Annotated in this window: 15 protein-coding genes and 1 tRNA gene; 8 read left to right on the top strand and 8 right to left on the bottom strand. The window is 35.8% G+C overall.

What is annotated here, in order from left to right:
• The first annotated feature begins 3 nt into the window (after positions 1-3).
• Positions 4-2,619 carry a DEAD/DEAH box helicase family protein gene (locus tag A7A78_RS01755; protein ID WP_068760627.1) on the top strand — a complete coding sequence of 872 codons (2,616 nt, stop codon included), beginning with the start codon at positions 4-6 and terminating at the stop codon, positions 2,617-2,619.
• Complete coding sequence (locus A7A78_RS01750; RefSeq protein ID WP_068760625.1) at positions 2,616-3,491, top strand: RES family NAD+ phosphorylase; 876 nt, start codon at positions 2,616-2,618, stop codon at positions 3,489-3,491. The genes A7A78_RS01755 and A7A78_RS01750 overlap by 4 nt, the downstream gene beginning before the upstream one ends.
• An 83-nt stretch (positions 3,492-3,574) precedes the next feature.
• On the opposite strand, the gene A7A78_RS01745 is transcribed toward A7A78_RS01750, so the two are convergent.
• Positions 3,575-3,659 (bottom strand) — tRNA-Ser (locus tag A7A78_RS01745).
• Positions 3,660-3,875: 216 nt separating this feature from the next.
• Between A7A78_RS01745 and A7A78_RS01740 the strand changes: the two genes are divergently transcribed.
• From A7A78_RS01740 to A7A78_RS01720, 6 genes are all read left to right on the top strand, one after another.
• A complete protein-coding gene (locus tag A7A78_RS01740; RefSeq protein ID WP_068760623.1) occupies positions 3,876-7,772 on the top strand; it encodes a hybrid sensor histidine kinase/response regulator transcription factor in 3,897 nt (1,298 codons plus the stop codon).
• A 117-nt stretch (positions 7,773-7,889) separates the two neighbouring features.
• Positions 7,890-8,027 (top strand): hypothetical protein, encoded by a 138-nt coding sequence (locus tag A7A78_RS15050; RefSeq protein WP_165593535.1) that lies wholly within the window; start codon positions 7,890-7,892, stop codon positions 8,025-8,027.
• Positions 8,028-8,222: 195 nt separating this feature from the next.
• The gene (locus A7A78_RS01735) at positions 8,223-8,585 is read left to right on the top strand and encodes a DUF4870 domain-containing protein (protein ID WP_068760621.1); all 363 of its coding nucleotides are present in this window, start codon (positions 8,223-8,225) and stop codon (positions 8,583-8,585) included.
• A 27-nt stretch (positions 8,586-8,612) separates the two neighbouring features.
• Complete coding sequence (locus A7A78_RS01730) at positions 8,613-8,996, top strand: hypothetical protein (RefSeq protein WP_131811082.1); 384 nt, start codon at positions 8,613-8,615, stop codon at positions 8,994-8,996.
• A gap of 93 nt (positions 8,997-9,089) precedes the next feature.
• Positions 9,090-9,728, top strand: a complete 639-nt coding sequence (locus tag A7A78_RS01725; protein ID WP_068760617.1) for an NAD(P)H-dependent oxidoreductase — start codon at positions 9,090-9,092, stop codon at positions 9,726-9,728.
• Positions 9,729-9,817: 89 nt separating this feature from the next.
• A complete protein-coding gene (locus tag A7A78_RS01720) occupies positions 9,818-11,011 on the top strand; it encodes a DegT/DnrJ/EryC1/StrS family aminotransferase (protein WP_068760614.1) in 1,194 nt (397 codons plus the stop codon).
• Here A7A78_RS01720 and ribB read toward each other — a convergent pair.
• The 7 genes from ribB to A7A78_RS01685 all read right to left on the bottom strand — a co-directional run bounded on the left by ribB (position 11,008) and on the right by A7A78_RS01685 (position 18,418).
• On the bottom strand, positions 11,008-12,156 hold the full coding sequence (ribB, locus tag A7A78_RS01715) for a 3,4-dihydroxy-2-butanone-4-phosphate synthase (protein WP_068760612.1): 1,149 nt from the start codon (positions 12,154-12,156) through the stop codon (positions 11,008-11,010). The two genes, A7A78_RS01720 and ribB, sit on opposite strands and share 4 nt — an antisense overlap.
• A 77-nt stretch (positions 12,157-12,233) precedes the next feature.
• Positions 12,234-13,682 carry an LptF/LptG family permease gene (locus A7A78_RS01710; protein ID WP_068760610.1) on the bottom strand — a complete coding sequence of 483 codons (1,449 nt, stop codon included), beginning with the start codon at positions 13,680-13,682 and terminating at the stop codon, positions 12,234-12,236.
• Between the two features lie 10 nt (positions 13,683-13,692).
• Positions 13,693-14,331, bottom strand: a complete 639-nt coding sequence (lolA1, locus tag A7A78_RS01705; protein ID WP_068760894.1) for an outer membrane lipoprotein periplasmic chaperone LolA1 — start codon at positions 14,329-14,331, stop codon at positions 13,693-13,695.
• A gap of 1 nt (position 14,332) precedes the next feature.
• Positions 14,333-16,690 carry an FtsK/SpoIIIE family DNA translocase gene (locus tag A7A78_RS01700; protein WP_068760608.1) on the bottom strand — a complete coding sequence of 786 codons (2,358 nt, stop codon included), beginning with the start codon at positions 16,688-16,690 and terminating at the stop codon, positions 14,333-14,335.
• Between the two features lie 89 nt (positions 16,691-16,779).
• A complete protein-coding gene (locus A7A78_RS01695; protein ID WP_068760606.1) occupies positions 16,780-17,142 on the bottom strand; it encodes a diacylglycerol kinase in 363 nt (120 codons plus the stop codon).
• Positions 17,142-17,642, bottom strand: a complete 501-nt coding sequence (gene tpx / locus A7A78_RS01690) for a thiol peroxidase (RefSeq protein WP_068760604.1) — start codon at positions 17,640-17,642, stop codon at positions 17,142-17,144. The genes A7A78_RS01695 and tpx overlap by 1 nt, the downstream gene beginning before the upstream one ends.
• A 131-nt stretch (positions 17,643-17,773) precedes the next feature.
• Positions 17,774-18,418: a peroxiredoxin gene (locus tag A7A78_RS01685; protein ID WP_068760602.1), complete on the bottom strand. Its 645-nt coding sequence runs from the start codon at positions 18,416-18,418 to the stop codon at positions 17,774-17,776.
• Positions 18,419-18,578 lie beyond the last annotated feature (160 nt).

Genomic DNA, 18,578 nt, shown 5'->3' with positions numbered 1-18,578 from the left:
TTGATGTTTACAGAGCAAATACAAAGATTAGACAGGCGTATAGCATCAAAAGTAGAGGACGGTGATATTGAAGTTTCATTATCGGCTGTAATAAAGAATAATTTAAGATACGAGCCAAGACCATATCAAATAGAAGCTTTCACCTATTTTAATTATTATCTAAACAATCCAAAATTAAGAGCAAAGCCTACTCAGATTTTGTTTCATATGGCTACAGGAAGCGGTAAGACGCTGGTAATGGCAGGAGCCATTTTAGAACTATATAAATTAGGATATAGAAATTTCATATTCTTTGTAAATACAGATACTATAATCCGTAAAACGAAAGAGAATTTTCTTAATCCAAAAAGCTCAAAGTATCTATTTAATCCAGAAATTAATGTTGAAGGGATAAATATAAATATTACAGAGGTTGAAAACTTTGAAAGTACCAATCCAGATGATATTAATATGCTCTTTTCCACTATTCAGGGTTTACATACAAGGCTAAACAACCCAAGAGAAAACAGCGTTACGTTTGATGATTTTATAGATAAAGAAGTAGTACTTATTAGTGATGAAGCCCATCATATAAACACCCTTACTAAAAAGAAGCTTTCAGCAACAGAAAAAAGCACAGTTACAAGTTGGGAATATACTGTAGAGCGTATAATGAAAGCAAATATTAATAATATCATGATGGAATTTACAGCAACCTTAGAGCTGACCCATCCTAACGTTGCTTCAAAGTATGCCGACAAACTTTTATATGACTATCCATTATCTAAATTTAGAGAAGACCGTTATTCTAAAGAAGTTCAGACAAACCAAGTAGATTATGAGCCTATTCAACGTGCTTTAGTCGCTATACTTATAAGCCAGTATAAAAAGAAGGTATTTGCTTCAAATGGTATTTTAGCAAAGCCTGTTATAATGTTTAAAAGCAAAACAACGGCTGAGAGTGCCGAAATGGAAGAAGCATTTATAGAGGCTATAAGAGGGTTAAATACTGCAAAGTTAAAAGACCTCATCAAATTAGATAACGACATTCTAAATAAGGCAATAGACTATTTTAAGAGCTTAGACATATCACTACAGAGTTTAGTTGATGAAATTAAAGATGATTTTTCAGAGGATAAAATTATATCGGTAAATTCAACAAATGATACTGACCAAAAACAGATTACAATAAATAGTTTGGAAGATTTTGATAACGAATACAGAGCCGTTTTTGCAGTCGATAAACTTAATGAGGGATGGGACGTTCTTAACCTTTACGACATTGTAAGGCTTTATGATACAAGGGACGCTAAAGGAGGAACTCCAGGAAAAACAACCATTCAAGAGGCACAGCTAATAGGGAGAGGAGCAAGGTATTATCCTTTCAAATTAGAAGAAAACCAAGAGATAGACCAAAGGAAATATGATAATGATATTGAAAATGTTTTAAGAGTATGTGAGACACTTCATTATCATTGTTCCCATAATCCAAGATATATAACAGAGCTTAATACGGCATTACGTCAAATGGGCTTATTTCCAGAGGAGAAAGTTGAGGTAGATTTAATTTTAAAAGATGAATTTAAAGCTACAAACCTATACAGGAATGGCTTTATTTTTCTAAATAAGAAAGTAAAAAACAATCCTAAAACCCTCTTAGAATACCAAGAACCGAATATAGGTAAAAGATATACTTATGCTTTAAAAACAAATCGTTCTGCATCAACAACCTTATTAGATAATGAATCTGTTAGACAGAACCGTATAGAAGCAAATTTTTCTAATACTCATCATTTCAGCGTTTGGAATCCTACTCTAATTAAAAAAGGATTGAATAAAATTCCATTTTATAGATTTGACAATCTAAAAAGGTTATTTCCTAAGCTAAAATCAATGGATTCCTTTGTTACTGATGAAAAATATTTTGGAGGTATTAAGGTTGAGGTTACAGGATTAAAAAAAGATACTAAAGACCTCAGCGCAAAACAAAAAATGGATATTGTGATAGATATTGCCAATAAAATATCTAATGAAATTACAACCCTATTTGGAGATTATAGAGGCACTAAGACTTTTGAGAGAGAACCGTTAAGAAAGTATTTTAGAAATAAGAAACTTTCATTCTCTGTAAATACAAATACAACAGCGGAGACGGGGAAACCAACAATGCGACAAGATATAGACCAAAAATATGCCATTAACCTATTAGAAAAGGATTGGTATGTTTACAATGAAAATTATGGTTCATCTGAAGAGAAATTTTTGGTGAAATATTTTGACGGTGTTATTGATGAGCTAAGCCTACGATTTAAAGATATTTACTTATTGAGAAATGAGCGTTTCTTTAAGCTTTACAGGTTTAGTGATGCAAAAGCTACTGAACCCGATTTTGTGCTATTTATGACCGCTAAGGAGGGCGATACAGAGGTATTATATCAACTTTTCATAGAACCCAAAGGAGAACATCTTATTTACAATGATATTTGGAAAGAAGATTTCCTTTTAGAAATAGAAATTGAAGCCAAAATAGAACTATACCAAAACCAAGAATTTAAGCTTATTGGTATGCCTTTTTATAATGAAGAGGCTGAAATGGGAAGGAAGAAAGATGAGTTTGATTTGAAGTTGAAAGGAATATGAAAAATGATGAACTTATTGAGTATTCTAAAACTGCTACTATTGAAGATATAAAGAAAATTATTGCTGAAAAGTTAACTGAAGCAAAATATTCTTCAATATTATGTAAAAATCAAAAATTTAAAGGTTTCTATCGGGCAAGAAAGCATCAATACTTTAACGGGGATTCTTTTAAAGGAGAATATAGTGTTTTTATTTCGGAAAATGAATTTTGGAACCCGCCCGCAAAAAAAATCTTTTGGAATGGAAGATGTAATAGAGCGGGTAAGAGTACCTTTTACGCATCTACACAATTTGAAACTGCAATAAAAGAAGTAAGACCAGAGGTTGGTAAATTTATTACAGTTTGCACATTTGAACCTCGTATTGTGGATGAAAAACTCCCAAGTTTCAAAATTAAGCCAATTGCAATACAGCATTTAAAGAAAATAGAAGGAGTACATAGTTGTATTGAAAATTTTGAACCGTCTAAACAACCAAAAGAATTTAAAGAAGTTGATGATTTTTTAGATAAATTATTTACTCATAAGGTTACAGATGATGAACATTATTACAAAATAACAAATGCAATTACAGAGTGTATGCTTGTAAAAGTAATGGACGACAATGGAGAACCAGTTTCTATGAATGGAATGATATATCCAAGTATTTCCGACAATCTAAACGGAATGAATTTGATATTAAGACCTATAGACGCTCACTTACATTATGATATAAAAAGTATCCAGACTTTCTATGTTGAGAGTTTTATAGGAGATAAATTTCAATTAGTACATGTAAGAAATGGGTTATTACCAAAAGAAAAAGAGTTCCCTGATTTAAAATATGATATTGAGTGGACGGAAAATATAGCAAAAGATAAAACGTTGGTTTGAGAAATAAAAACACGAGAATTGACACCTATACAGGCACCCCGCAAAACAAAGCCCCGTTATCATTACGATAACGGGGCTTTTTGCGGAGAAAGAGGGATTCGAACCCCCGGAGGTGTGACCCTCAACAGTTTTCAAGACTGCCGCATTCGACCACTCTGCCATTTCTCCAGTGGTATGCGTTTTCTAAGCGTTTTGCTTAAGAGGTTGCAAATATAAAAAGCTTTTTTAAATATTCCATTTCTTTTTGATGTTTTTGTTTGTTAAATGTAATCATAAGAAAATATCCCTAAAAGTACTGTGAAATTTGGGCCGGCGCTCACAAAACCTTTCAATAATTTCACCAATAATATTTTTAGTAATTTTATTTAGCCTAACAAATCCTTAATGAAGCGTTTAAAGCTACTTTTTCTTCTATTGTTTCCTTGCCTTGTTTTTTCGCAAAGCAACAAACAGGTAGCGTTTCGGGAACTTACGGTGGAACAAGGCTTGTCGCAAAATAGTGTGGTTAGCATTGCCCAAGACAGTACGGGTTTTATGTGGTTTGCCACCCAAGATGGATTGAATAAGTATGATGGACGCGATTTTATTCACTATGATATTCAATTTGAAGATGTAACACGGCCTAAATTCAGTAAGCTGGGCAAAATATATGTTAGCAAAACTGGAGAACTGTGGATTGTTTCCAACTCAGGAAAGCTTGAAAAATATAATCAGGAAACTGATGATTTTAAAACCATTTTGAATATTGGCCCAATAAGCGCGCTCATTCAAGATAAAGCTTCAGATTATTATTTGGGCACTTATGAGAAGGGGATTTACAAAATAAATCATCAAACCAAAGACACTGTTCAATTTTTAAAATCAAAAGACGCAAACCGTACAATCTATGATTTTCTTGAAACGTATGATAATATCGTTTTAGCTACTACAAATAATGGTTTCTTCGAAATTAAAGATGGGAATTATAAGTTTAGGGAAATTCTGCCCGAAACCAATTTCAGCGCCCTTTCACAATCAAAAAATGGAACGATTTATATAGGAAGCTTTGGGGAAGGTCTTTTTAAAAAACAACAAAATGAAACTGAGTTTTCGAGATTCACGGGTTTTTCCTTGACTTCATTGCCCAAAAATTTAATCATTCAGGATCTTTTGTTTGATAAGCGAAACCAACTATGGGTTGCAACTTATGGGCAAGGTGTTTATTTAATAAATTTTGAAAGGGAAACCATTCAACATTTCACAGAAAACAAAAACAATCCTTATGCTTTGCACTACAACGATGTGCTCAGTTTGTTTGAAGACAATACCGGCACCATTTGGTTGGGAACGGACGGTACGGGTCTGAGTTACTACGATGAGTATTTGGTGAAATTCAATGTATTAACTAATGATCAAGTGCCATTGAATGTAAATGTGGACGTTATAAGGGCAATTACAAAAGATACCCAAAATAATATTTGGGTAGGAACTTCGGGAAAAGGTTTAACCCGTTTAAATATTGATAAAAAGGATTTTTATACCTATACCACTGAAAATTCCAATCTTTTGGGAGATAGGATAATGAGTTTATTGGCTGATGATGATAATCTGTATATAGGCCACCAGGCGCATGGATTGCAAATAATGGATTCCAAGGGAAAGATTGCTTCTTTTAAAGAAACAACTTCGTTTACTATTTGGAAAATCTACAAAGATAAAAGCGGCAATATTTGGTTGGGAACAAGAGATCACGGACTTATTCAGTTTGATAAAGATCGAGGAATAATTCAGCAATACACAACCGAAAATTCAAGCCTGACCACAAACAATATTAGAACTATTGAACAGGGAGCAAACACAGATCTTTGGATTGGCACGGAGACTGACGGCCTTTTTAAATTAAATGTTCAAAACAATACAATTGAAAACATTGCGTCAGTAAACAGCAATGTGAAATCATTATATTTTAATGGCACTGTTCTATTAATTGGAACCAACGGAGATGGTCTGCAAATCTACAATCCCAACCATAAAACCATTCAAAAAATTACAAAGGCGGAAGGCTTGCCAAATAATGTTGTTTACGGAATTCTTCCAGATTCCGATGGCTATTTATGGATAAGCAGCAACAAAGGCATCTCAAAGTTGAAATTTCAAAACAATACAATTTCAGTTATAGAAAATTACAGCAATTACGATGGACTGCAAGCCTTTGAATTCAATACTGGCGCCTATTTCAAAGATAAAAACGGTATTCTGTATTTTGGTGGATTGGAAGGAATCAATTGGTTTAACCCAAATCAATTATCGTTTAACCCTATAAAACCGAAAACAGTAATTTCAGGTTTCGAGGTTTACAATAAAAGCCGAAAGCTTATTCCCAACCAAAATCTTAAGCATAATGAAAATACTGTTACGTTTACTTTTTCCTCACTGCATTTTTCACAACCGGAGCGCAACCAATATAAATATAAACTGCTGAACAACGATTTAGATTGGATTGTCGCTGGAAATAGCAATGTGGCGCACTATACAAACTTACCGCCAAATGATTATGAATTTCAGGTCATTTCCAGCAATTATGACGGCGTTTGGAACACTGAACCTGCAACCTATTCGTTCACAATCCTCAAGCCTTGGTACGGCACCAATTTGGCAAAGGCGATATATGCGCTGTTATTTCTACTATTTAGCTACTACCTTTATAGATATTTGAAATGGCGCTGGGAAATAAAGGCACAGCTTCGATTGGAGCACGAAGAAACGGAGCGACTAAAGAAGTTGGATGATTTCAAAACCAAGCTTTATACAAATATTTCGCACGAATTTAGAACCCCTTTAACGCTTATTTCGGGACCAATTGAGAACCAACTTTCAAAAGAAAAAATTTCAGAAGAAGATAAAAAAGAACTGTCTTTGGTAAAACAAAATGCAGACAGGCTACTAATTCTGGTTGAACAAATGCTGGATTTGTCTATGATAGATTCCGGTCAGCGAAAACTGAAAATTAAAAAAGGCAACCTTTCTATACTGCTTAATCAGCTTATCAGTGCTTTTCAGTATAAAGCGGCGGAGAAGGAGATAACTATTTTAAGTAACATTCAGGATTTAAAAAATGTGTGGTTTGATGAGGATATAATTGAAAAAGTAGTTTCAAACCTTTTGGTGAATGCCATAAAATATTCCCCGCCAAAGAGTACAATTGTTTTTGATGCAAACAGACAGGAAGCGGTTATGGTGCTTTCCATAATCAATAATAGCGATAACGTTGGTAAAAAGGATTTGAGCAAACTCTTTCAGCGTTTTTATCAGGACAACAAGCTGTCTGACGGCGTTGGGGTTGGCCTTGCCTTGGTTCGGGAATTGGTTACGCTTTCAAAAGGAACCATTATAGCGAACAATATTGATAACGACAAAATACAGTTTACCGTGTCGCTTCCCATAAATAAGGATGCTTTTGAAGATGAAGTTTTAAATATTGATGAAGAAATTTTATTCTTTGAAGAAGAAACTGAACAAACAATTTCCAATTTCAATTCCAATAAAGAAAAACCATTGTTATTAATTGTTGAGGACGATGCAGATATTCGTGCATTTATCATTTCGATCTTTAAAAAGCAGTATCAAATTATTGAAGCCGAAAACGGTGAAATAGGAATAGAAAAAGCATTTAAAGAAATACCAGATTTGATTATCAGTGATATTATGATGCCTGAAATTGATGGCATTCAACTTTGCAACACACTAAAAACAAACGAACTTACCAGCCACATCCCAATAATTCTCTTAACTGCAAAAGTGGGCGAGGAAAACGAAATTGAAGGAATAAAAACTGGCGCTGATGCGTATGTAACAAAACCTTTCAACAGTGAAAAACTAAAAATTTGGGTTGAAAAACTTATTGAAAACAGGAGGCAATTGCAAAAGCATTTCAGCAAAACCCTAAGCATTAATCCAGAGATTGCAATAACTTCAGCTGAAAGTGAATTCTTGAAACGCTTGCAAACGGTTTTGGACGAACACATAACAGACCCTGAATTTACAAGTGATCGTTTTGGTAAATTGATGCTGATGAGCCGTACGCAGCTTCATAGAAAATTAAAAGCAATTACAGCTATGTCTGCCAGTGAATTTATACGTTCGCAACGGTTAAAACTTGCAATCCGCTTAATGCAGGAATCTGACGCTTCCATTTCAGAAATTGCCTATCAAGTTGGCTTTAATACACCTTCCTATTTCAGCAAATGTTTTAAGGAAGTTTATAATTGTACGCCCAACGAATACCTTTCAAATAACCCATAATCATTACATTAAGAATGTATTTTAACTACTGAAACATATCTTTTATGTTTTGGAACATTTGTATTATTCCTCAATTTACTTTCATTATAAATTTGTTAAAACTAAAAGGCTTCATCAATGAAAAACACCCTTGGTACTGAAAAAAAGGACGAAGTTATTTACATGAGCATTGACCACCTAAGGCAGGGGAAATATGAATTGAGAATTCTTTTAAATAACAAAGTAATGAAGACCATAAAAATTTTTAAAAAATGAAAACTAAAATATTGCTATTGTTTGTAATAGTTGCAATCATTTTTTTCTTAGGTAAAGAAGGGGATGGCCCCCTGAATGTTTGCTGTATATGAGTCAAAATTTATCAGAAATTAACTTCAGGATAAATTAAAATAGCTTTCCCGTTTTAAGATTTGTGAATATAAAAATTAACCTAAAAAATAAAAATAAATAAAAATGGAAACGACAGAGCCCAAAACAACTCCAATAGAAACAAACACATCAACATCAGAAGGGAAGTCCATTGCGACTATAGCTTATCTGACTATCGTGGGACTTATTATTGCATTTGTAATGAACAATGATAAGAAAAACGAATTTGCCAAATATCACATCCGCCAATCTTTAGGCCTAGCCGCAACGGGATTGGCACTAGGAATTATTGGATTGATACCCATTTTAGGTTGGATTATCAACATACTCGGATTTTTTGTAATAATATATATGTGGATAATGGGTCTTATGAACGCAGTAAATGAAAAACAAAGCCCAGTTCCACTGTTGGGTAAAAAATACGAAGAGTGGTTTAAAAATGTCTAAATGATAACCCTATAAATGATAAGAATTATGAAATCTAAATTATTTTTAGTTGGACTATTTACGTTCTTTATATCCTGTGGCTTGGAGGATGCAGGAAAAAGTCAATGCGCCATTGATGTTGAAGACACCTTGGATAGTTGGCAAACAACCTATAACATCCAAATGACAGAGGCTGTTGACAGTGAGGGTAACTCACAATCTTTGGAAGCGTGTTTAATTAGAAAGGGATTGACTGAAGAATATATACAATCGTTAAAAAATAGACGGGGATGGTTGAATTCCAACGGTGGCTGTACTGCCGATGAAAAAAGCACGCTCAATTCGCGAATCAATAATCGTGTGCAGGAACTGGAAGAAGATATGGAAAGCACATGGAACCGTTGCGAGGAAGTTTACGGAAGTGGAGGGTAATTTTTAATTGTTTAATTAGTAGCAAAAGGATAGCGGTAAAAGGTCAACATTTTTATCGCTATTTTTGTGTCCAATACTAACTCATTTTTCTAAATGTCTTCAAAAACAATTGAAAAACTTCAATGGCGCTACGCTACCAAACGGTTTGACTCTTCTAAAACCCTTTCAGAAGAAAAGCTGCAAATTTTAAAGGAAACTTTTAATTTAACAGCAACTTCTTATGGCCTACAGCCCTTAAAACTTGTTGTGGTTAGCAATCCTGAATTGAAAACCCAACTAATGCCGCTTACCTACAATCAGCCACAGGTTCGGGATGCTTCACACGTTTTAATTTTGTGTATTGAAAATAATATTAATGAAGACTTTATTACGGATCATTTTAAAAGAGTGGAAGGACATCGGAACACGCCGCGTACCATTTTAGAGCCATTTGAAAAAGCATTGATTGAAAACTTTTCAAAGAAACAAACTTCTGAAATCCGTCAATGGATGGCGAACCAATTATATTTAACATTGGGCGCACTGCTTACAGTTTGTGCAGTTGAAAAAATAGATGCCTGCCCCATTGAAGGTTTTGAACCGAAAAAATACGATGAATTATTAGGTTTGAATAAAAAAGGTTTGGAATCTGTAATTGTTCTTCCTGTAGGCTATCGCGACGAATCAGACTTTTTTATAAACCTTAAAAAAGTACGCCGTGGGGTGGATGAACTTATTATTGAAATAAATTGATTTTTAAGAATTTCAATTTCACAACACAACCATTACCTTTGATCCTCATCTATTATTCATTCTACATTATAATTTAATCATTAAAAAAAATGCCTGGATTTGAAATTTTTGGCGCCGAAGAGCGCAAACAAGTAAACGATGTGCTCGAAACTGGTGTTTTGATGCGTTACGGTTTTGATGGAATGCGCAACAATCACTGGAAAGCCAAAGAGTTTGAAACCGCTTTTGCCAAAAGAATGGATTCTGAATATTGCCAATTAGTTTCCAGCGGAACTGCCGCGTTAACTGTAGCTTTGGCTTCTGCTGAAATTGGAGCGGGTGATGAGGTTATTATGCCAACCTTCACTTTCGTGGCGAGTTTTGAATCAATTTTAGCTTTGGGCGCTGTGCCAATTTTGGTGGATATTGATGATACATTGACTCTAGACCCAAAAGCAGTGGAAGCTGCAATCACTCCAAAAACCAAATGCGTAATGCCAGTGCATATGTGTGGTTCTATGGCAGATTTAAAAGCTTTGAAAACAATTTGTAATAAGCATAATTTAATTCTTTTAGAAGATGCCTGTCAGGCTCTTGGCGGAACTTACGAAGGAAAACCTCTGGGAAGCTACGGCGATTTGGGTTGTTTTTCATTTGATTATGTAAAAACCATAACTTGTGGTGAAGGCGGGGCAATTATAACCAATAACAAAAAGTACGCGCAAAATGCAGACCATTACCAAGATCACGGTCACGATCACATTGGCACGGACCGCGGTGCTGAAACCCATCCCTTTTGGGGATATAATTTCAGAATTTCTGAACTGAATGCGGCAGTTGGTTTAGCACAGTTGGATAAATTAGACGGAATTTTAAATATTCAAAAACAAAATTATACGATTCTACGTGAAGCATTGGAAACAATTGAAGGTATTACATTCAGAAGAGTTCCCGAAGGTGGTGTAGAGAATTATTCGTTTCTGAATTTTTTCCTACCTACGGAGGAATTGACAAAAAAAGCACACAAAGCTATATCTGAATCTGGCGTTGATGCCTGTTTTTATTGGTACACTAACAATTGGCATTACATTAAAGGCTGGGAACATTTAAAAAATTTAAAATCTCTTGGCAATCTTTCTTCCGAAGTAAAAAGCCAAATGCAGGATTTGAACAATACCGATTTTTCAAAAAGTGATGCTATTATGGGGCGTACTATTTCTTCTTTAATAAAAATTGGCTGGACCGAAAAACAAGTTAGAGATAGGGCAGAAGCTATGAAAAAGGCAATCGCCTCGGTGCTTTAATAATTCACATATTCCATAATCTCCAAGCCATAACCTATCATTCCCACACGTTTGGTCTGTTCACTATTGGAAACAAGACGTATTTTGTGAATTCCTAAATCGTGGAGAATTTGAGCGCCAATACCAAAATCCTTGCTGTCCATTTCAATGCGCGGCGCTTTTGCAATTTCGTTTGGTTTTTGGTTTTCTTTTAAATCTTTTAAGCGCGATAAAAGATTTAAGGATTGACTCTGTTGGTTTATGAAAACAATCGCGCCTTTACCTTCATTATTGATAACGTTGAACATATCATCAAGCTTCTGTTCAGCATTGTTGGTAAGCGTTCCTAAAATATCGCTGTTTACCAATGTTGCATTCACGCGAACCATTACCGGCTCGTTTTCTTTCCAAGTTCCCTTTGTGAGGGCGATGTGAATTTGGTCATTTGTGGTTTGCTTATAAGCGCGAAGCCTGAAATTTCCGAATTTAGTGTTAATATTGAAATCTTCTTTTTTCTCAATCAAAGAGTCGTGCTCCATTCGGTATTTCACCAAATCTTCAATAGAAATTAGTTTTAAATCAAACTTTTTGGCAACCTTCACCAATTGTGGAAGTCGCGCCATGGTTCCATCTTCATTTAAGATTTCAACTAAAATACCCGCAGGTTTTAAGCCAGCAAGTCTTGCCAAATCTATGGCAGCTTCTGTGTGTCCAGTTCTTCTCAAAACGCCACCTTCCTTTGCCCGTAACGGAAAAATGTGTCCGGGCCTTCCTAAATCTGAAGCTTTTGTTTCATCGTTTACAAGTGCTTTTATGGTTTTTGAACGGTCATGTACGGAAATTCCCGTGGTGCAACCGTGACCAATCAAATCTACCGAAACGGTAAACTGTGTGTGGTGCAATACAGTATTGTTTTCCACCATCATATTTAAATCAAGTGCATTGCAACGTTCCTCTGTCAAAGGAGCGCAAATAAGTCCCCGTCCGTGCGTGGCCATAAAATTTATCATTTCTGGAGTGACCATTTCAGCTGCTGCAATAAAATCTCCTTCGTTTTCCCTGTTTTCATCATCAACAACAATGATCACCTTTCCATTGCGGATGTCTTCAATAGCCTCTTCAATTGTGTTCAATTTAACGGAAGTCTCTTTTTCTGTAGAAATCATAGCTCTTTAAATATGTTGTGCAAAGATATAAAATGTAGGGCTTTAATATGGTATGTGGGCGAGGGTTTAGAAAGTGATTAATTTTCAGAATCTTTTTTCTTTTTTCTTCCGAAAAGTCGCCCAATGCGCCCAACAAATGAATCAAAATCAAAAATACCCTGATCTGTGGTTGCGCGATAAGTGAGCCAAACGCTCAGCGGAAGCATAATGGCAGTGCTGAGCCAAGTTGCTATAAACGGATGCATCGTGCCATCCTCTGCACTGTTTTTTGCGAAAATCCCTATAAAATGATAGGTGAGAAAAAGCAGGATTGCAACAACCATGGGTAATCCCATTCCTCCTTTGCGTATTATCGCCCCCAATGGGGCTCCCACAAAAAATAGAATTACACAGGCAAGAGCGAGCGCATACTTTTCGTGTAATGCTATCTCGGTTTTGTTCAAACGTTTGGTTTTCAGCTTGAATTCTTCTTTTTTTGCATCAACAGTTTGAAGCGTGCCCTTGGCATTGTTTAAAGCCAATTTAACAATCTGTAATTGTTGCGCGGGACTATAGATGTCAATAATACTAGCGATAGCAGGAGGTTGGGCAGTGTTACTGATTTTGTTTTCCTTAAATTTTTCCACCCCGCTTCGGAAATACATGTTTTTGGTATAGGATTGAATATCATTTGAGTAGCTGTTTGAAAGTGAATCTATTTCCACCCTCAATTCGCTGATATTGTACATATTCTGATTGTTCAGATTGTTTTCCTTATCAATATCTTTATTGTTCAATTCCGTAAGGTCAATATTTATGGAATATTCGTCAAAATAACTTTTCGCAAAAGGTTCGGCCTTTCTTTTTACAGGATCTTTGCTGTAGATTTCCTCATAATAATTCCCTTCCCTTAAAATAAGGGAAAGCGTATTGCTGCCCTCTTCGCTGGCAAGTTCACCGTTATTGGCAATTATTACTATAAGGTTTCCGTTAGGCCTGCTCTCATTTTTTTTGTGAATAACCACATTCTTTAAAAACTGGTCCCGATCTCCACTTTTTTCGTCAACTTTTATATTGAACATATCGCCAATCTGACTGAATTGCCCTTCGGAAATAACCATAGAAGGCTGAAACTGCGAAATATTACGGCGCAAATTCTGCCATTTATATTCGGAATAGGGGATAACGTTATTAGCGAAAAAGAATGCCGTTATGGAAAGCACAACAATAAACCCAATTACACTGCCCATGGCGCGTTGCAGGGAAATTCCGGTTGATTTCATTGCCGCAAATTCATATTTTTCGGCAAAGCTTCCAAAAACCATTAGTGAAGTCACCAAAATGGTCAAAGGCAAAACAAGCGGAATAAGGCGCGGGGAAACGTACCAAAGAAATTTGAGAACAATCCAAACATCCAAATCTTTTCCGGCAAGTTCTGAAATGTAGAGCCAAATAGTCTGCAGGACAAATATGAACATTAAAATAATGAAGACGCTTATAAACGTCTTCAAAAAGGTCACTAATATATACCTGTCCAGTATTTTCACTTATGTGCGGTTAGATTTTGTTTATGTAGTAACCGTCTTTTTTGTATTTGGCCTCATCAAAAGTAAACAAGGTTTTGGAAACAGGTTGATTTGTTTTGAAGGAATTTACGGTAAGTGTATATTTTGTTCCTTTGGCATCAGTCTGTATCAGTTTGTAGATATGTTTTGTCTGCACGTCTATCCCCAAAAGAATGTCTTTGATTTCGGCTTTGGAATCAATTGGGATAAGTTTTACGAACTGTATTTTTCGGCCTTTCACATTTTGTTCAATGTCCATTTTATAGGTATAGCCCTTTTCGTAAAAGGTCAACATTTTTGAAGGGGTAATTTCCTTATCGTCATTCGCGTTATATGCAGAAATGGTTACTTCTTCATCTTCGGGAACAATTGTGTAAATGTTTTTTCCATCGAAAATTCGGGTAGTGCCAAGCATATTCAAAACATATTTATTGCCCTGAAGTGTAACATCGCCACGGGTTTCCTGGTTAACGTTTTCTTTGGAATTATTCAAATTATATTTGAAATCGATTGAAATATTATCGTAGCTTTTTGCTTTCGCGGAAACTTCTTTCAACAAAGATTTTGCATCCTGTGCCTGTGAAAAAGAAGTTATTAATAGAGCGATTAAAAGAATACTTAGTTTTTGCATTTTAATAGTCATTTTGTTCGTTATCTAAAAGTTGATTTAAAGCATCAATTGTGGGAACCAAAACCTGCCGTGCCTTGCTGCCTTCAAAAGGGCCCACAATACCCGCCGCTTCCATTTGATCAATAATTCTTCCAGCCCGGTTATACCCCAATTTAAGCTTTCGCTGTAATAATGAAGCGGAACCTTGTTGTGCAATTACCAATACTTCCGCGGCTTCACGGAACATTTTGTCGCGTTCCTCGATGTTAATATCAAGATTTGTGCCACCTTCCTCACCAACGTATTCCGGAAGCAAATGTGCATCGGGATATGCTTTTTGTGAGCCGATAAACTCCGTAATATCAGCAACTTCTGGGGTATCTACAAATGCGCACTGAATACGTGTCAGTTCATTGCCCTGGGTGTAAAGCATATCGCCACGGCCAATAAGTTGATCTGCCCCTGAATTGTCCAAAATAGTTCGGGAATCAATTTTGCTGGTTACCCTAAACGCAATACGCGCCGGGAAGTTTGCCTTTATAATACCAGTAATAACGTTAACCGACGGCCTTTGAGTTGCAATAATCAAATGTATTCCAATTGCTCGTGCAAGTTGCGCCAACCGTGCAATAGGGGTTTCCACTTCCTTTCCGGCCGTCATAATTAAATCGGCAAATTCATCAATCACTAAAACGATATAGGGCAAATAATGGTGGCCATCATTTGGGTTCAGTTTTCGGTTTTTGAATTTTGTATTGTATTCCTTAATGTTTCGAACCATCGCATCCTTCAGCAAATCGTAACGATTGTCCATTTCAATACAAAGCGAGTTCAGCGTATGGATTACTTTGGTTGTATCGGTTATAATAGCTTCTTCGGTATCGGGAAGTTTTGCCAAATAATGTCTTTCAATTTTGTTGAAAAGTGTCAGTTCCACTTTTTTTGGATCTACTAAAACGAACTTTACTTCTGCGGGATGTTTTTTATAAAGAAGTGATGTCAATACTGCATTCAACCCAACCGATTTACCTTGCCCAGTGGCTCCAGCCATTAGCATATGCGGCATCTTTGCCAGATCCACAACAAATGTTTCGTTGCTAATGGTTTTTCCAAAAGCAATAGGCAATTCCATTTCTGCATTTTGAAATTTTGCGGAAGCAATTACCGAACGCATAGAAACCACCCGAGGGTTTTTATTTGGAACTTCAATACCAATGGTTCCCCTTCCAGGAATCGGGGCGATAATACGGATGCCCAAGGCCGAAAGCGAAAGGGCTATATCGTCCTCAAGATTTTTAATTTTTGAAATTCGGACTCCCGCATCGGGAACAATTTCATAAAGCGTTACCGTTGGCCCAACCGTAGCTTTAATATTTGCAATTCCAATTTTATAATTGTTGAGGGTTTCAACAATTCGGTTTTTGTTTTCTTCAAGTTCTTCCTGGTCTATGGTAATACTTCCGCCAGCGGTGTGGTCGCGCAACAATTCGATGCTTGGAAATTTATAGTTGCCCAATTCCAGTTTTGGGTCGAATTCCCCAAAATCCTTTACCAGTTTCGCACTTATATTTTCAATTTCCTCTTCTTCGGGGGCTTGCTCCACTTCCATTTCAACATCGCCTTCCACATCAGATTTCAGAATAATTTTTTCTGCTACAGGAGGAGTAGGGGGAGTTATTTTTTCTTCTATATAGGGTTCAGGAATTTCTTCCTCTTTTTCTTCTTCTGATTCTTCGGTATCTTTTTCAACAGTAGCCACCTCTTTTTTATCGCCAACAAATTCAGATTCAATTTGCTTTTTTGAGCTTCGGAAAGCATCAATGGCCATTTCTGGAGTTAATTTTAAACGCACGACCAAATAGACAATCAATATAAAAATCATCACCAACATTGCTCCAACCAAGCCTAAATAGTCCTGCATCAAATCATTGGTTTCATAACCAATAATTCCACTGAAAAGCGTTGTCTTTTCTCCGAAAAAACCGAAGAATACTGAAATCCAAAGCATCAGAAGCATTCCCCAAAACCAGAATTTTAAAAGCTGTTTTTTGGCGTAATCGAAAAAATAATAAATTCCGGTTAACGTAATTAAAAATCCAAATATTAAGGCTGAAATACCGAAACCGTCATAAATGAAAAAGTGGGCCACATTTGCACCAAATTTATTGAGCCAGTTATTTGTTTGCAGTTCACGCTCGGCCAAAAGACCAATTTCGCTTTGATCTGCCTGCCAGGTAAAAAAATAAGATATAAATGAAAACAAAAAGGCCAATCCCAACAAAAACAAAAAGCTACCCAAAAGTATTTTTTGTTGCTTGGATAGCGAAAAGCTTATTTTTTTGCGCGGTGCGCTAGTGTTTTTGTTCTTCTTTTTGGCCATTAATAGATGGGTTGTCTTTCAGCAAAAATACAAATATCAGTGAGGAAAGTTTCAAATTACAAAAAACAAATTCCAAATAAGTTTTAATTTCAATAAAACTTGGGAAAGTAAATAATACAACCAATAATAATGGCAGTTATTGCAGCAAAGAAAACAGCTCCGGCGGCAACATCTTTTATAAAACCGATTTTATTGTGAAAATCCGGGTGCACAAAATCTGCAATTTCCTCAACGGCTGTATTCAAACCTTCAATGCTCATAACCAATCCAATTGCAAAGATTTGAAGCATCCATTCAACTGCCGAAATTTCAAAATAAAATCCAGCAAACGCCATTATAATTGCGATAACAGCTTGTACTTGAATGCTCGCTTCATTGCGGAGCAAAAGCAAAGCGCCTTTAAATGCGTATCCACATCCTTTAAGGCGCTTTCCTAAAAATGAATTCCACATTATAAAAGTGGTTTTAATGCAGAAAGATAATCTGGTTCTTCGCCAATTTCAGGTACTTGTTGACTGTGAATTACTTTTCCGTTCTCGTCCAAAACTAGCACTGCTCGTGAGTGCAGGCCACTTAGCGCACCACTGGTCATTTCCACGCCATAGTTTTTTCCGAAGTTGCCATCGCGAAAATCGGAAAGATTGGTAACGTTATTTATTTCCTCATCACTCACAAAACGTTTTTGTGCAAATGGGAGGTCTTTAGAAATGCAAAGCACTTTTGTGTTTTTCAAGCCGGTAGCTTTTTCGTTGAATTTACGTACGGAAGTTGCACAAACATTAGTGTCTATACTGGGAAATATATTCATTATAACACGAGAACCTTTGTAGTCTGATAATTTTTTTGAACTTAAATCTTGTGCGGTTAAGTTGAAATCTGGAGCTGTATCGCCTACTTTTGGTAGTGTTCCGTTGGTTTCAATATTGTTTCCGCCTAGTTTGATAGTTGCCATTTTTTATTTTTTTTATTAGCCATAAAATTAAGCAAAGTGATTCATTTAAACTGCAAAAGACTTCTTAAAGGTTTTTAAATAAAAAAAGCCCTTTTCAAATTTGAAAAGGGCTTTGAACTATAAATTTATTTTTAGTTCAAGTGTTGGCTAAGGTATTCAGCAACACCTTCGCGGTTTGCGTTCATAGCAGTTGCGCCTTCCTGCCAGTTTGCTGGGCAAACTTCGCCGTTTTTTTGAACGTGTGAGTAAGCATCGATCAACCTTAAAAACTCTGAAACATTTCTACCTAACGGCATATGGTTCACACTTTCGTGGAAAACAGTGCCTTCCTCGTCAATTAAATAAGTTGCTCGGTAAGTTACGTTGTCCCCATCAATCATTAACATTCCTGTTTCTTCATCATAACGCTCGTTGGTACTGTCAAGAATTCCCAATTGAGAAGAAAGATTGCGATTTGTATCGGCCAAAAGTGGATAAGTAACTCCTTCAATACCGCCATTGTTTTTTGGGGTATTTAACCAAGCGAAGTGAACCTCTGCTGAATCACAAGATGCACCAATCACTATTGTATTTCTTTTTTCAAATTCGCTCAAGGCAGCTTGAAAGGCATGCAATTCAGTTGGGCAAACAAACGTAAAGTCCTTTGGATACCAAAAAAGGATTACTTTTTTGCCTTCTTTTTTTGCGGTTTCAAAAATGTTTAGGTTTTGGGAAACACCTTTGTTGTTTATTGCATTTACGGCAATGTTTGGAAATTTTTTACCTACTAAAGTCATATATTTTTCTTTTAAAAATTACTCTTTTTTTGATGGTGCAAAAGTACCCATTTAAGAGAGTAATAAAAAGTAAAGTTGACTTAAAATTCTATTAAAGTATAAGCAAAATAGATACTGTATTGCTGACTTTTAAAATTTTTAAAATAGATAGGTAATTCAG

It is taken from the genome of Aequorivita soesokkakensis (genome assembly GCF_001641085.1).
GTDB lineage: Bacteria > Bacteroidota > Bacteroidia > Flavobacteriales > Flavobacteriaceae > Aequorivita > Aequorivita soesokkakensis.
Note: the sequence above shows the minus strand (reverse complement) of the source record. Positions and strands in the feature narration are given on the sequence as shown.